We start from the raw sequence: 14,960 nt of genomic DNA on the forward strand, positions 1-14,960 counted from the left end.
TCATGCCGAGTGCTAGTGTCCGGACATGACGCAGGACCCGACCGGCATCGCCGCGCTCGACGAGCGCATTCCGTTCCTGCTGTCCCAGCTCGGTTCGCACATCGCCGACGAGTTCAAACGGCGGCTCGAATCGCTCGGCATCCACCCGCGGGCCACCGCGATCCTGCTCGCTCTCGCCGAGGCCGACGGGCAGTCGCAGCGTGAGCTGTCGGTGCGCCTCGGACTGCACCGCAACGTGATGGTGGCCATGGTCGACGCGCTGGAGGAGCAGGGCCTGGTCGAGCGGCTACCGCATCCGGCGGACCGCAGGGCGTTCGCGGTGTCGCTCACCAAGAGCGCCCGCGATGTGCTGCCCGGCCTGGACCGGGTGGTTCGTGACCTGGAGGATCAGATCACCGCGCCACTGTCGAAGGAGCAGCGGGCGGCCCTGCTCACCGCGCTGCAGCGCATGTCGGCCGCGGCGGGACTGACTCCGGGAGTGCACCCAGGCCTGGCCTGAACCCGTCCAATTAGGATCGTGTCCATGTCTGTTGCCGCGGAACTTGTTGACTACGACGACGTGCTCGCCGCCTACGAGCCCGTGATGGGTATGGAGGTGCACGTCGAGCTCTCCACGGCGACCAAGATGTTCTGTGGCTGCGCCAACCGGTTCGGCGCCGAGCCCAACACCCAGGTGTGCCCGGTGTGTCTCGGTCTGCCCGGCTCCCTGCCGGTGCTCAACGAGGCCGCGGTGGAGTCGGCGATCCGCATCGGGCTGGCGTTGAACTGCCAGATCGCGCCGTGGGGCCGGTTTGCCCGCAAGAACTACTTCTACCCCGATCAGCCCAAGAACTACCAGATCTCTCAGTACGACGAGCCCATCGCGGTCAACGGCTACCTCGACGTCCCGCTCGACGACGGCACCACCTGGCGCGTCGAGATCGAACGTGCGCACATGGAGGAGGACACCGGCAAGCTGACCCACCTGGGCAGCGACACCGGCCGCATCGCCGGTGCCACCACGTCGCTGGCCGATTACAACCGCGCAGGCGTTCCGCTGATCGAGATCGTCACCAAACCGATCGAGGGCACTGGGGAGCGGGCACCGGAGATCGCTCGCGCGTATGTCACCGCGCTGCGGGACCTGTTGCGCGCGTTGGACGTTTCCGACGTGCGGATGGACCAGGGGTCGATGCGCTGCGACTCCAACGTGTCACTCAAGCCCAAGGGCGCCGCGGAATTCGGCACCCGCACCGAGACCAAGAACGTCAACTCGCTCAAGAGCGTCGAGGTGGCGGTACGCTACGAGATGCGCAGGCAGGCCGCCGTACTGCAGGCGGGCGGCACCGTGACGCAGGAGACCCGCCACTTCCACGAGGACGGGTACACCACCGCGGGCCGCAGCAAGGAGACCGCGCAGGATTACCGCTACTTCCCCGAGCCCGACCTCGAGCCGATCGCGCCGAGCGATGAGCTGGTGGACCGGCTGCGGGCCACCATCCCGGAGCTTCCGTGGTTGGCGCGCAAGCGAATTCAGCAGGACTGGGGGATCTCCGACGAGGTGATGCGCGACCTGGTCAACGCCGGCGCCGTGGAACTGGTCGCCGCCACCGTCGCGCACGGCGCCTCCAGCGAGGGCGCGCGCGCATGGTGGGGCAACTTCCTGGTGCAGAAGGCCAATGAGAGTGGCGTCGAACTCGACGCACTGCCGATCACGCCCGCGCAGGTGGCGGCGGTGCTGAAGCTGGTCGACGACGGGAAGCTCTCCACCAAGCTGGCCCGCCAGGTGGTCGAGGGCGTGCTGGCCGGCGAGGGCGAGCCCGAGCAGGTGATGGAGGCTCGCGGCCTGGCGCTCGTGCGCGACGATTCGCTGATCCAGGCGGCCGTCGACGAGGCGTTGGCGGCCAATCCCGATATCGCCGAGAAGATCCGCGGTGGCAAGGTCCAGGCCGCGGGTGCGGTCGTCGGTGCCGTGATGAAGGCCACCAAGGGTTCGGCCGACGCGGCCCGCGTGCGGGAGCTGGTGCTGGCGGCCTGCGGCCAGGGATAGCGGTCAGCCCGCTCCGGCGAACATGGTCATCGCGACCATGGCGAATTGCTCGAGTCGTTCGCGGGGATAGGGTGTCGCATCGTTGACGGCGAGGCGACCCAGCATCTCCGCGAACGAGAGCATGGTGTGCCCGAGCAGCGCCGGGTCGAGTTGCGCCAGACGCGGATCCGTTGCCGTGCCCGCCTTGGCCAACTCCTCGGCCTGCGTCACGACTTCGGAGCGGGCGGTGCGCAGCGCAGCGCGATACTCGCGGGGCACGCTGTCGGGCATCGTGAGGATCAGCCGCCATCGGGTCGGGTTCTCCAGCGCGCAGCGCAGGAACGCCGACATCGCGGCGGGGTAGATCCGGTTGGGGTCGCCGTCTGAGAGGCCCGTACCCATCGCCGCGCGCACCTGCTCCATGCCGCGCTGGTGCTCGCGGGTCAGCAGGGCGGCGACCAGCTCGGCTCGGGTGTCAAATGCGGTGTACAGCACGGGTTTACCGACACCACCTGCCTCCGCGACGGCCTCCATGCTGAGCTCTTGCAACGGGCAGTCGGCAAGGACTGTCATGGCCGCATCGAGCAGTTGTTGGCGCCGTTGCTCGCGTGGAAGCCGCGGCGCGTATCGACGGCGCTGGCGGTCGGGCATCCGGCTCATGCTACGGGACGTGCTGTGCAGGCGTGGTCCGGTCGGCGCCGCCGGCCCTGCCGACGCTATCGCGATCTCGAAAAGCGTTGGGTATCAGGTCTTGTCGGCGTTGCTGCGGGGGAAGCCGCCACCTTGCGGGAACAGCGGGAACACCACGTCGTCGAGCTTCTCGGCATCGCCGGCCGTGCGGTTCACCGTCGCACCCCACACATTGCCGTCGGGCGAGAGTTGCAGCGCCCAGGCGTGGCCGCGAACGTTGTCCCGCAGCACCTCCGGCTCGCCGGTGACCGCGCCGGTGTCCTTGGCCATCCGCACCGCGACGGTCTTCTTGGTGTTGACCAGGTTCACCAGCACCGTGCCGTCGAGCGCCGCGCATCCGGCCACCCCGGGCCGGTCGGGCCAGGTCCACACCGTCGACACCTTCGAGTCCTTGGTGATCCGCTGCAGTCGATCGGCGGTCGGGGCGCGGTCGGTGACGTACAGCGAGCCGTCGGCCGGATCCACACACATGTCCCCGCCTGCTCCCAAGCCGCTCAACGCGGTGGTGACCGGCGCCTGATTGACAGTGGTGGGCTGCTCGATCCGCAGCACCTTGCCAGCCAGCGAGGCCGGATCGGCCGCCATGGCCGGATTGCCCGCGTCACCGGTCTGCACCAGCAAGGTGGTGGGACTGGTGAAGATCAGCGAGCCGGTGTTGCCGGTCGCGCCCTTGGGGATCCCGGTGAGGATCGGCTTGGGCGGATCGGTGTTGGCGATGCGGATGACGCGGTTGTCGGTCGGCGTGCTGATGTAGGCGTACATCAGCCGGTCCTGGGCGTAGGTGGGGGACAGGACGATATCGAGCAGACCGCCGTCGCCGGAGGGATCGACGGGGATGACGACCTTGACCTTCGGTTCGGCCTTGGTGGACACCTCTTTGACAGCTCCGGTGAGCCGTTCGGCGACGAGTGCCGACTGGCTGTCGGGGCCCATGATCAAACCGCTGGTGCTGTCCAGGCAGCCCTGCATCACCCCGGGCGCCGGGCATTCCTTGGGGAAAGGTTTTGCCGGCAGCGGCGGAGGGGGTGGCGGCGACGAGGACGGCGGCGGCCCCATTTGAGGTTCGGTGGTGAACGGCTCCGACTGAGCCGCGTTGAACCGAGCACACCCCGAGCCGGCCAACATCACGGCACACACAACGGCGGCCACCACCGATATCCGCCGACGCGATTCCATGCCGCCAGATTACGGATTGCCGCGCAGTGCTCGCCACGCCGGGCGACCGCGTGCTTTGCGGTAACGGCACCTCGGGGGCCAATACCAGGCGGAAGCGCCGGGGTAAATACCCGGTTCGGGCTTGACTTGCACTTACCCTGGGCAGCGTGACCAGTCACTCGCAGGACCCACTCGCTTGGCAGAGACCAGATAGTTCGGGCACCGGCGACTCCGCCAGACCTGCCACGGCGAGCCTGGTCGACCCCGAAGACGATCTGCCGTCGGCCACCTACGGCGGCGATTTCGAAACCACCGCCATCCCGCGGTACGACTCCGCCAAGCCGGCCGATCAGTCGGGTTTCCCGCTGATGGGCGAGCCCGAGCCGCTGCCCTACGTGCAGCCGGGCCTGCGGCAGCCCCTCGGCCCATACGGTGCCGAACCCGCCGAGATCGAACGTGACCCCCTGCTCGACGACCGTGTCAGAGCGGCGGGCCGACGGGGCACCCAGGACCTCGGCTTGCTCATCCTGCGCCTGGCCGTGGGCGGGCTGCTGATCATCCACGGCCTGCAGAAGGCATTCGGCTGGTGGGGCGGCCCCGGCCTGGACGGGTTCAAGACCTGGCTGCAGCAGGCAGGCTTCCAGCACGCCGACATCGTGACCTACGTCGCGACCGGCGGCGAACTGGCCCTCGGCGTGCTGCTTGTCCTGGGTCTGTTCACCCCTGTCGCGGCGGCCGGCACACTGGCCTACCTGATCAACGGCGTGCTGGTCGACGCGATGGCCGCGCACGAGGATGCCCGGTTGTCGAGTTTCCTCACCGACGGCCACGAATACCGGCTGATTCCCGTTGCCGTCGCCGCGGCGCTCGTGCTGACCGGCCCGGGGCGGTACGGCTTCGACGCCGGACGGGGCTGGGCCCGGCGCCCATTCGTCGGATCGTTCGTCGCGCTGCTGGTGGGCATCGGCGTCGGCATCGGACTGTGGGCCCTGCTCAACGGCGGAAACCCGCTGCGCTGAGCGCGCTCGGCGCTACGCGTGGTGGAAGTGCTCCGCTACGCGTACGGGTTAGGGACGCGTCCGCCGCTCACCTCGGTGAGCAGCGGAAGCACCGCAAACGTGACGGCGGGCAGGCGCAGTTCCGATCCGTCGCGCAAGTGGGCGACGGCCCACGACGACCGGTCGAACCGCAGACCGTCGATCTCCGACCACGCCACCGTGCGGCTGCCGAGCAGCGAGCGCGCGGTCACGTTGTCATGATCGGCGACGGTCCGGTAGCGGATGATGGCGTAGGACAACCCGATCGGCAGAATCAGCAGCGGCGTGCCCCACGTGGGATTGGTGAGCACCAACGTCAGCAGGCCGAGTGCAAAGAATCCGACCGCGATGTGCGCCATCGGCGACATTCGGACGACGACCGGTTTGGTTGCAGAACGGGAACTCACGACATCCATCCTTGCACTGCGCGCCGTCGGGTCCGGCCCGGTGTCCCGGGCGGTCAGCGCAGGCGGGCCGCAATTTGACCTTCGACCTGTGCGGCAGCTACCGTCAACGGTTATGCAGACCCCGGGATTGCTCGTAGTAATTGGTTGGCGCGTTGATGCCGCGCTGGCCCCCTGCCGGGCATAGCCACCAGCATCGACGCGCCACCCTCGTACAGCAGCCTGCTGACGGGGGTTTTTTGTTGCTTCCAGCGCGTCTGACCATCATTGACAACCGAGATTTCCGAAGAGAACGTGAAGAGGAAACCGTGAGCGCACCGACAACGCGACCGCCCGAACAGTCAGCCGGCCCTGCCAACGGCACGTCGACCGCCGCCCAGTCCACCCAGTCCCAGTCGAAAAGGGTTGCGCCGCTTCAGATGACGGGCGCCCAGGCGGTCATCCGGTCGCTGGAGGAGATCGGCGTCGACGTCATCTTCGGCATCCCCGGCGGGGCGGTGCTGCCCGTCTACGATCCGCTCTTCGACTCGCAGAAGCTGCGCCACGTGCTGGTGCGCCACGAGCAGGGCGCCGGTCACGCCGCGAGCGGCTACGCCCACGCCACCGGCAAGGTCGGCGTGATGATGGCGACGTCGGGTCCGGGTGCCACCAATCTGGTGACACCGCTGGCCGACGCTCAGATGGATTCGATTCCGGTGGTGGCGATCACCGGTCAGGTCGGACGCAGCCTGATCGGCACCGACGCTTTCCAGGAAGCCGACATCTCCGGCATCACGATGCCGATCACCAAGCACAACTTCCTGGTGCGCAGCGGCGACGACATCCCCAAGGTCATCGCCGAGGCGTTCCACATCGCGGCGAGCGGACGGCCCGGCGCGGTTCTCGTCGACATCCCCAAGGACATCCTGCAGGGGCAGTGCACGTTCAGCTGGCCGCCGCGCATCGACCTGCCCGGCTACAAGCCGAACACCAAGCCGCACAACCGCCAGATCCGGGAGGCCGCCAAGCTGATCTCGGAGGCCGCCAAGCCGGTGCTCTATGTCGGTGGCGGCGTCATCCGCGGTGATGCCAGTGAGCAGTTGCTGGAACTGGCCGAGCTGACCGGCATCCCGGTGGTCACCACGCTCATGGCCCGCGGCGCTTTCCCGGACAGCCACCCCCAGCACATGGGGATGCCTGGCATGCACGGCACGGTCTCGGCCGTGGCGGCGCTGCAGAAGAGCGACCTGCTGATCGCACTGGGCACCCGCTTCGATGACCGGGTGACGGGCCAGCTGTCCTCGTTCGCCCCGGATGCCAAGGTGATCCACGCCGACATCGACCCGGCCGAGATCGGCAAGAACCGGCACGCCGACGTCCCGATCGTGGGCGACGTCAAGGCCGTCATCACCGATCTGACCGAGGCGCTGCGCAAGATCGGCACCAGTGCGGCAACGCTGAAACTGGACAACTGGTGGGAGTACCTGTCCGGGATCAAGTCCACCTATCCGCTGAGCTACGGCCCGCAGAGCGACGGCAGCCTGAGCCCCGAGTACGTGATCGAGACCCTGGGCAAGCTGGCCGGGCCCGACGCCGTGTATGTCGCCGGCGTGGGCCAGCACCAGATGTGGGCCGCGCAGTTCGTCAAGTACGAGAACCCGCGCACGTGGCTGAACTCGGGTGGCCTCGGCACCATGGGCTTCGCCGTTCCGGCCGCCATGGGCGCGAAGTTCGCCCGGCCCGACGCCGAGGTGTGGGCCATCGACGGTGACGGCTGCTTCCAGATGACCAACCAGGAGTTGGCCACCTGCGCCGTCGAGGGTGCGCCCATCAAGGTCGCGCTGATCAACAACGGCAACCTGGGCATGGTGCGGCAGTGGCAGACGCTGTTCTACGACGAGCGCTACAGCCAGACCAACCTGGCCACCCACTCGCACCGGATCCCGGACTTCGTCAAGCTGGCCGAGGCCCTGGGCTGCGTCGGATTGCGTTGTGAGCGTGCCGAAGACGTCGAGGACGTGATCCGGCAGGCGCAGGCCATCAACGACCGCCCGGTGGTGATCGACTTCATCGTCGGCGCCGACGCGCAGGTGTGGCCGATGGTCGCCGCAGGCACCAGCAACGACGAGATCATGGCGGCCCGCAACATCCGGCCGTTGTTTGACGACGAGGGCAACGAGGGGCATGCCTGATGAATAACGCAACTCCCACCCACACCTTGTCGGTGCTGGTCGAAGACAAGCCGGGCGTGCTCGCGCGCGTGGCGTCGTTGTTCTCGCGGCGCGGCTACAACATCCAGTCGCTGGCCGTCGGTGCGACCGAGCAGAAGGACATGTCCCGGATGACCATCGTGGTCAGTGTCGAGGACTCGCCGCTGGAGCAGATCACCAAGCAGCTCAACAAGCTGATCAACGTGATCAAGATCGTCGAGCAGGACGAGGACAATTCGGTGGCCCGCGAGCTGGCCCTGATCAAGGTGCGCGCCGATGCCAGCACCCGCAGTCAGGTCATCGAAGCGGTCAACCTGTTCCGGGCGAAGGTCGTCGACGTGTCGACCGAGTCGCTGACCGTCGAGGCCACCGGCACGCAGGAGAAATTGGAAGCCCTATTGCGCGTCCTGGAGCCGTACGGTATCCGGGAGCTTGCGCAGTCCGGCGTGGTGTCGGTGTCACGCGGTCCGCGCGGCATCGGGACCGCGAAGTAGCGTCACAATCAAGCTGTAGAGCTAGGAAAGAGAAGGAAAACTCACGCATGGCAATCGAACTGTTCTACGACGACGACGCGGATCTGTCGATCATCCAGGGCCGCAAGGTCGGTGTGATCGGCTACGGCAGCCAGGGCCACGCCCATTCGCTGTCGCTGCGCGACTCGGGTGTGCAGGTCAAGGTCGGTCTGAAAGAGGGCTCGAAGTCCCGCGTCAAGGTCGAGGAGCAGGGCCTGGAGGTCGACACCCCGGCTGAGGTGGCCAAGTGGGCCGACGTGATCATGGTGCTCGCGCCCGACACCGCTCAGGCCGAGATCTTCAAGAACGACATCGAGCCCAACCTCGAGGACGGCAACGCGCTGTTCTTCGGCCATGGCCTCAACATCCACTTCGGTCTGATCAAGCCCCCGGCCAACGTCACTGTCGGCATGGTCGCCCCCAAGGGCCCCGGCCACCTGGTGCGTCGCCAGTTCGTCGACGGCAAGGGCGTGCCCTGCCTGATCGCCATCGACCAGGACCCCAAGGGTGAGGGCCAGGCCCTGGCGCTGTCCTACGCCGCCGCGATCGGTGGTGCCCGCGCAGGCGTCATCAAGACCACGTTCAAGGAAGAGACCGAGACCGACCTGTTCGGTGAGCAGGCCGTGCTCTGCGGTGGCACCGAAGAGCTGGTCAAGGCCGGCTTCGAGGTCATGGTCGAGGCGGGCTACGCCCCCGAGATGGCGTACTTCGAGGTGCTGCACGAGCTCAAGCTCATCGTCGACCTGATGTACGAGGGTGGCATCGCGCGGATGAACTACTCGGTGTCCGACACCGCGGAGTTCGGTGGCTACCTGTCGGGCCCGCGGGTCATCGACGCCGACACCAAGGAGCGCATGCGCGCCATCCTCAAGGACATCCAGGACGGCACGTTCGTCAAGCGCCTCGTCGCCAACGTCGAGAACGGCAACAAGGAGCTCGAGGGCCTGCGCAAGGAGAATGCCGAGCACCCGATCGAGGTCACCGGCAAGAAGCTGCGCGACCTGATGAGCTGGGTCGACCGGCCGATCACCGAAACGGCCTGATTTCACCCGTCGACTGGCCAGTTATTGCACGCGAACTGCGAAAAAGCGTGCAATAACTGGCCTTTCGCGTTCTAAATGATCCGGTAGCCGATGCCGGCCAGCGTGCGGGCGACGTTCCTGCCGTCGGCGCTGCCGGGCAACTTCTCGTCCCGCTCGATCTGCAGGCCCTCGCCGGTGACCCCGTACAGGTCCGTCGACACCGGGTCGTCGGGTTCGGCAGGTTCGATGCGGCCGTCCGGGTAGATGCACTGCGCCCGCATGGCCCACATGGTCTGCTCGGCGGCGATCACGTGATAGCCCCACAGCGGCGGGCTGACCTGGTACAGCTCCAGGTCGCCCACGGTCAGTAGCTTCCTGAGTCGGTCGGTGTGCGGAACGGATCCGACCAGGCGTGCGACTCCCCAAGTGCTCACGGCACAACCCTAGGGCCGGCCGATGAGGCGCCGACGCAGCAGTTTCCTACGACCCGAGCCGATCTGCGACGTGCACCACGCGACGCGCCAGATGATCGAGCGCGTTGTAGGTGGTCTCGTCGAACTCGTCGATGTTGTCATGGTTGGCCAACAGGCTTGCGCCGTAGGGGTTGCCGTCGACGAACTTGAGTGGGTCGGTGTAACCCGGCGCCACGATGATGCCGCCCCAGTGCATCAGCGTGACGTATAGGGTGAGCAGCGTGGTCTCTTGCCCGCCGTGGGGGGTGTTGGTCGAGGTGAACCCCGCGTACACCTTGTCGGCGAGCTGGCCCTGTGACCACAGCCCACCGAGCGAATCGAGGAAGGCGCGCAATTGCGAAGCGACAGAACCGAACCGGGTGGGGGAGCCGAAGATCACCGCGTCGGCCCAGACGATGTCGTCGCCGGTTGCGGCCGGAAGATCCTTGGTGGCTTGGTAATTCGCGGTCCAGGCCGGGTTGTGGGCGAACGATTCCGGGGTCTGGGTCTCGGCGACGGGTCGCACCCGTACCTCGGCGCCTGCGGCTTCGGCAGCGGCGGCGACGCGGCGCGCCATGGACGAGCCGTGCCCGGTGGCGGAGTAGTAGATGACGGCGACTTTGGTCATGGCGCCAGCTTAGGCATGGTCGTGATGCCGAACTCGCGTTTCAGGGCGGTGCGTGCGGCGTAGTAGCCGGACATGCCGTGCACGCCGCCGTTGGGGGGTGCGGCCGCCGAACAGAGGTACGCGCCCGGCACCGGCGTCGCCCACGGATTCAGCCGCAGCGTCGGCCCGGCCAGGGCACGCCATGCGCTGTTGCCGCCACCGGTGATGTCCCCTCCGGTGAGGTTGGCGTTGTGCTCGGACAGCCGGGATGCGGGCACACCGCGGGTCGCGACGACGATGTCGCGGAATCCGGGAGCGAAGCGTTCCATGATCTCGATGACGGTCTCGGTTTGATCGACCGGTGAGTCCCGCGGTACGTGTATGTAACTCCAGAACGGCCGACGGCCTTGTGCGTCAATTCGTTTCGGGTCGGCGACGTGTGGCGACGCGGCCAGCACCATGGGCCAGTCGGCATGCCTGCCCGCGGCGATCTCGCGCTCCGCGCGGGCCATCTGCGGGCGAGTGCCGCCCAGGTGGAAGGTGACCGAGTGCGCCAGTCGGCTGTCGCGCCAGGGAATCTCGTCGGCCAGCACGAAATCGACCTTGGCGACGCCGGGATTGGGCCGCAGCCGTCGCAACGCCGCGGCGTACCGCGAGGGCAGCCGGTCACCGTAGATGCTCAGCAACGCCTTGGCCGGCGTGTCGTAGAGCACGACTCCGCGCGGCGGTTCGGTGACCGGTTGGCCGAGCACCAATTCGCCACCGTGGTCCAGCAAGTCGGCGATCAACGCGTCGGCGATGGCCTGGCTGCCACCGGTCGGGACGGGCCACCCGACCGAGTGCGCCAGCACCGCCAGCATCATGCCCAGGCCCGACGACGTCATCGACGGCATCTGCGAAATCGTGTGTGCGGCGACGCCGCTGAACAACGCGCGGGCGTCATCACCCCGCAGCAGTCCCCACGCGGGGCCGCCCTGCGTCAGCATTCTCAGGGCAAGCCGGGCCGAGGTGACCGGATCGGGCGGCACCGAGCGCTTGTCGCCAAGCACGAACGCGGTAGCCGCTGCACTGCGCTGCACCATCGGGCCCAGGAGCCAGCGCCACGACGCCCCGTCGGTCAACTCGGCGCAGGTGTGATCGAGGTCGCGGTAGGCCAGCGCCGCGGGCCGGCCGGGCAGCGGATTGGCGTAGGAGATCTCCGGCACGTTCAGTTCGATGCGGTCGGCCAGCCCGAACTCGGCGAAGAACGGTGACGCGTAGGCCAACGGGTGCACGGCCGAGCACACGTCGTGCGCCACGCCGGGGTACTCGGGGTCGGCGGCGGTCCGCGTGCCGCCACCCGCGGTCGGCTGGCCTTCGATCACCCGGACCGACAGGCCGGCACGGGCACAGACCACGGCTGCGGCCAAGCCGTTGGGGCCGCTGCCGACGACGGTGACGTCCACGCCACCAGTACACCGCACGCGGTGCAGGCGTGGTAAGGCCCACACACTAGGCTGTCCGCGTGAGTCTCCCCGTTGTACTGATCGCCGACAAGCTCGCCGAATCAACCGTCGCCGCTCTCGGCGACCAAGTAGAGGTCCGGTGGGTCGACGGACCGGACCGCGAGAAACTCCTGGCTGCGGTGCCCGAGGCGGATGCCCTGCTGGTGCGTTCGGCCACCACCGTCGACGCCGAAGTGCTCGCCGCCGCCCCGAAACTCAAGATCGTCGCCCGCGCCGGTGTCGGTCTGGACAACGTCGACGTCGACGCCGCCACCGCCCGTGGCGTGCTGGTCGTCAACGCCCCGACCTCCAACATCCACAGCGCCGCGGAGCACGCCCTGGCACTGCTGCTTTCGGCGGCTCGCCAGATCCCGGCCGCGGACGCGACTCTGCGCGACCACACCTGGAAGCGCTCGTCGTTCTCCGGTACCGAGATCTTCGGCAAGACCGTCGGCGTGGTGGGCCTGGGCCGCATCGGCCAGCTCGTCGCCCAGCGGCTCGCCGCGTTCGGCGCCCACATCGTCGCGTACGACCCCTACGTGTCGCAGGCCCGCGCGGCCCAGCTCGGCATCGAATTGTTGTCCCTCGACGAACTGCTCGGCCGTGCCGACTTCATCTCGGTGCACCTGCCCAAGACCAAGGAAACCGCCGGTCTCATCGGCAAGGAGAACCTTGCCAAGACCAAGCCGGGCGTGATCATCGTCAATGCCGCGCGCGGTGGCCTGATCGACGAGCAGGCGCTCGCCGACGCCATCACCAGCGGTCATGTCCGGGCCGCCGGTCTCGACGTGTTCGCCACCGAGCCGTGCACCGACAGCCCGCTGTTCGAGCTGCCGCAGGTCGTCGTCACCCCGCACCTGGGCGCCTCGACCGAGGAGGCCCAGGACCGGGCCGGTACCGATGTCGCGGCCAGTGTGAAGCTGGCGCTGGCCGGCGAATTCGTGCCGGACGCTGTCAACGTCGGCGGTGGCGCCGTCGGCGAAGAGGTGGCTCCGTGGCTCGACCTGGTCCGCAAGCTCGGTCTGTTGGTCGGTGTCCTCTCCGACGCGCCGCCGGTGACGCTGTCCGTGCAGGTCCGCGGTGAGCTGGCCTCCGAAGACGTTGAGATCCTGAAGCTTTCGGCGCTGCGCGGGCTGTTCTCCGCGGTGGTCGACGAGCAGGTCACGTTCGTCAACGCACCCGCGCTCGCCGCGGACCGCGGGGTGACATCCGAGATCAGCACCGCCACCGAGAGTCCCAACCACCGCAGCGTCGTCGACGTCCGTGCGGTCCACGCCGACGGTTCCTCGCTCAATGTGGCGGGCACGCTGTCCGGGCCGCAGTTGGTGGAGAAGATCGTCCAGATCAACGGACGCAACTTCGACCTGCGCGCCGAGGGATACAACCTGATCGTGAACTACAGCGACCAGCCGGGAGCCCTCGGCAAGATCGGCACGCTGCTCGGCGGCGCCAACGTCAACATCGTCGCCGCCCAGCTGAGCCAGGACACCACGGGCGACCACGCCACGGTCATGCTGCGCCTGGATACCGATGTCCCCGAGGACGTGCGCGCCGCGATCGCCTCGGCGGTCGGCGCCAGCACGCTGGAAGTGGTTGATCTGTCGTGAGATTAGCGATCATCGCCGGCGACGGCATCGGCCCCGAGGTCATCGCCGAGGCCGTCAAGGTGCTCGACGCCGTGCTGCCCGGAGTCGAGAAGACCGAATACGACCTGGGCGCCCGGCGCTACCACGCGACCGGTGAACTGCTCACCGAGGCCACCATCGAGGAACTGCGCGGCTACGACGCCATCCTGCTCGGCGCCATCGGCGACCCGTCGGTACCCAGCGGCGTGCTGGAACGCGGCCTGCTGCTCAAGCTGCGCTTCGCGTTGGACCACCACGTCAACCTGCGTCCCGGACGGCTCTATCCCGGTGTCAGCAGCCCACTTTCGGGCGTGTCGGGCATCGACTTCGTCGTGGTGCGCGAAGGCACCGAAGGTCCTTACACCGGTAACGGCGGGGCGCTGCGGGTCGGTACGCCGCATGAGGTGGCCACCGAGGTCAGCGTCAACACCGCATACGGTGTCGAGCGGGTGGTGCGGGACGCCTTCACGCGAGCTCAGTCCCGGCGCAAGCATCTGACCTTGGTGCACAAGACCAACGTGCTGGCGTTCGCCGGCGGCCTGTGGTCGCGCGTGGTGGCCGAGGTCGGTCAGGAATTCCCCGATGTCGAGGTTGCCTACCAGCACATCGACGCGGCCACCATCCACATGGTCACCGACCCCGGCCGGTTCGACGTCATCGTCACCGACAACCTGTTCGGCGACATCATCACCGACCTGGCCGCCGCGGTGTGCGGCGGCATCGGGTTGGCCGCCAGCGGCAACATCGATGCGACGCGGACCAATCCGTCCATGTTCGAACCTGTGCACGGCAGTGCGCCGGACATCGCGGGGCAGGGCATCGCCGATCCGACGGCTGCGGTGATGAGTGTCGCGCTGCTGCTGGCGCATGTCGGCGAAACCGATGCCGCGGCACGGGTGGACAAGGCGGTATCCGAGCATCTGGCCACTCGCGGGGACACGAAGCTCTCCACCAGCGAGGTCGGCGAGCGGATCCTGTCGCTGCTCTGAGTACGGTCCCGTGTTGACTCTGCATTCTCGGCGTTCCTCTCTCGGGCTTTCGCGCCGTAGATGCAGAGTCAATGCCGTGCTCGTCGACTGCTCAGCGTAATCCGCGATGTTCGCGACACTGCAGCGGCAATGCTGGTTGTTCGCGATCGGATCGTCGTTTTTCGCCCTCGCCACCGTGCCCGGCTTTCCCTTGCTGGCCGGGGCCGGGGCGACCAATGTGCTGTGTTTCGTCGGCTCATGGTTTTTCACCGCCGCGGGCTGGATGCAGTACGCCCTCGCCCCGCGTGGCGTCCAATGGTGGTCGGCGGCCATCCAGTTCGCCGGGACCATCCTGTTCAACGTGAGCACGGGTGCCGCCGTGTGGGCCCATGCCGTGCTCGCCGAGCGCCGCTACGTGTGGGCCCCCGACGCCACGGGCTCGCTGGCGTTCCTGATCAGTGGCGCGTTGGCGGTGCTGGCGGTCGGCCTGTGGGCACCGGATTCGATCGACTGGCGGGCGGCCTGGATCAACATGATGGGCTGTGTGGCGTTCGGGGTGTCGGCGCTGGCGGCCTTCGTGCGCAAGACCGGCGTGACCGTCGACGAGAGGGTGGCCAACCTGGGCACGTTCATCGGCGCGGTGTGTTTCTTGGCTGCGGCATTGCTCATTCTGCCGCGCCGGTCGTCGACGTGACAGATCGGCCAAAATCAGCCGAGCCCACAGCATTTCACCGCTAGCCGGGCTAATTGAATCTGGCAGGCGGCAGGCTTAGCCTCAGAGTTGCCTGTAGTCCGGGCGGCCCTGGC

Annotated in this window: 15 protein-coding genes; 9 read left to right on the forward strand and 6 right to left on the reverse strand. The window is 67.9% G+C overall.

Features of this window, described 5'->3' with window-relative positions:
- The first annotated feature begins 25 nt into the window (after positions 1-25).
- Both BST13_RS07295 and gatB read left to right on the forward strand, forming a co-directional pair.
- Positions 26-499: a MarR family winged helix-turn-helix transcriptional regulator gene (locus BST13_RS07295; protein ID WP_083162128.1), complete on the forward strand. Its 474-nt coding sequence runs from the start codon at positions 26-28 to the stop codon at positions 497-499.
- Between the two features lie 24 nt (positions 500-523).
- Positions 524-2,029, forward strand: coding sequence for an Asp-tRNA(Asn)/Glu-tRNA(Gln) amidotransferase subunit GatB (gene gatB / locus BST13_RS07300; protein ID WP_083162130.1), 1,506 nt, complete (start codon positions 524-526; stop codon positions 2,027-2,029).
- Between the two features lie 3 nt (positions 2,030-2,032).
- Here gatB and BST13_RS07305 read toward each other — a convergent pair whose 3' ends face one another.
- Positions 2,033-2,659, reverse strand: a complete 627-nt coding sequence (locus BST13_RS07305; protein ID WP_083162510.1) for a TetR/AcrR family transcriptional regulator — start codon at positions 2,657-2,659, stop codon at positions 2,033-2,035.
- 93 nt (positions 2,660-2,752) lie between these two features.
- A complete protein-coding gene (locus tag BST13_RS07310; RefSeq protein ID WP_170064265.1) occupies positions 2,753-3,874 on the reverse strand; it encodes a PQQ-dependent sugar dehydrogenase in 1,122 nt (373 codons plus the stop codon).
- A 146-nt stretch (positions 3,875-4,020) separates the two neighbouring features.
- Here BST13_RS07310 and BST13_RS07315 point away from each other — a divergent pair, with 146 nt between their 5' ends.
- Positions 4,021-4,872: a DoxX family protein gene (locus BST13_RS07315; RefSeq protein ID WP_083162132.1), complete on the forward strand. Its 852-nt coding sequence runs from the start codon at positions 4,021-4,023 to the stop codon at positions 4,870-4,872.
- Positions 4,873-4,907: 35 nt separating this feature from the next.
- Here the strand turns inward: BST13_RS07315 and BST13_RS07320 are convergent, their stop codons facing one another.
- Positions 4,908-5,306, reverse strand: a complete 399-nt coding sequence (locus BST13_RS07320; RefSeq protein ID WP_095533440.1) for a PH domain-containing protein — start codon at positions 5,304-5,306, stop codon at positions 4,908-4,910.
- Positions 5,307-5,602: 296 nt separating this feature from the next.
- Here BST13_RS07320 and BST13_RS07325 point away from each other — a divergent pair, with 296 nt between their 5' ends.
- Genes BST13_RS07325 through ilvC form a run of 3 tightly spaced genes read left to right on the forward strand, consistent with a single transcriptional unit; the run spans position 5,603 to position 9,038 of the window.
- Positions 5,603-7,465 carry an acetolactate synthase large subunit gene (locus BST13_RS07325; protein ID WP_083162134.1) on the forward strand — a complete coding sequence of 621 codons (1,863 nt, stop codon included), beginning with the start codon at positions 5,603-5,605 and terminating at the stop codon, positions 7,463-7,465.
- Positions 7,465-7,977, forward strand: coding sequence for an acetolactate synthase small subunit (ilvN, locus tag BST13_RS07330; RefSeq protein ID WP_083162136.1), 513 nt, complete (start codon positions 7,465-7,467; stop codon positions 7,975-7,977). The genes BST13_RS07325 and ilvN overlap by 1 nt, the downstream gene beginning before the upstream one ends.
- Positions 7,978-8,036: 59 nt before the next feature.
- The gene (gene ilvC / locus BST13_RS07335; protein WP_211296035.1) at positions 8,037-9,038 is read left to right on the forward strand and encodes a ketol-acid reductoisomerase; all 1,002 of its coding nucleotides are present in this window, start codon (positions 8,037-8,039) and stop codon (positions 9,036-9,038) included.
- A gap of 71 nt (positions 9,039-9,109) precedes the next feature.
- Here the strand turns inward: ilvC and BST13_RS07340 are convergent, their stop codons facing one another.
- From BST13_RS07340 to BST13_RS07350, 3 genes are read right to left on the reverse strand one after another with little or no spacing between them, the layout of a single operon-like run.
- Positions 9,110-9,451 (reverse strand): hypothetical protein, encoded by a 342-nt coding sequence (locus tag BST13_RS07340; protein WP_083162140.1) that lies wholly within the window; start codon positions 9,449-9,451, stop codon positions 9,110-9,112.
- 46 nt (positions 9,452-9,497) lie between these two features.
- Entirely contained in the window at positions 9,498-10,097 is a 600-nt protein-coding gene (gene wrbA / locus BST13_RS07345) for an NAD(P)H:quinone oxidoreductase (RefSeq protein WP_083162142.1), read from the reverse strand.
- On the reverse strand, positions 10,094-11,521 hold the full coding sequence (locus tag BST13_RS07350) for a phytoene desaturase family protein (protein WP_083162144.1): 1,428 nt from the start codon (positions 11,519-11,521) through the stop codon (positions 10,094-10,096). The genes wrbA and BST13_RS07350 overlap by 4 nt, the downstream gene beginning before the upstream one ends.
- A gap of 59 nt (positions 11,522-11,580) precedes the next feature.
- On the opposite strand from BST13_RS07350, the gene serA reads away from it, so the two are divergent.
- From serA to BST13_RS07365, 3 genes are all read left to right on the forward strand, one after another.
- Positions 11,581-13,167 (forward strand): phosphoglycerate dehydrogenase, encoded by a 1,587-nt coding sequence (gene serA / locus BST13_RS07355; protein ID WP_083162146.1) that lies wholly within the window; start codon positions 11,581-11,583, stop codon positions 13,165-13,167.
- Complete coding sequence (locus BST13_RS07360; RefSeq protein WP_083162148.1) at positions 13,164-14,174, forward strand: 3-isopropylmalate dehydrogenase; 1,011 nt, start codon at positions 13,164-13,166, stop codon at positions 14,172-14,174. The genes serA and BST13_RS07360 overlap by 4 nt, the downstream gene beginning before the upstream one ends.
- A gap of 106 nt (positions 14,175-14,280) precedes the next feature.
- Positions 14,281-14,847 carry a hypothetical protein gene (locus BST13_RS07365; protein ID WP_083162150.1) on the forward strand — a complete coding sequence of 189 codons (567 nt, stop codon included), beginning with the start codon at positions 14,281-14,283 and terminating at the stop codon, positions 14,845-14,847.
- Positions 14,848-14,960: the final 113 nt, after the last annotated feature.

It is taken from the genome of Mycobacterium aquaticum, assembly GCF_002086485.1.
Classification (GTDB): domain Bacteria; phylum Actinomycetota; class Actinomycetes; order Mycobacteriales; family Mycobacteriaceae; genus Mycobacterium; species Mycobacterium aquaticum.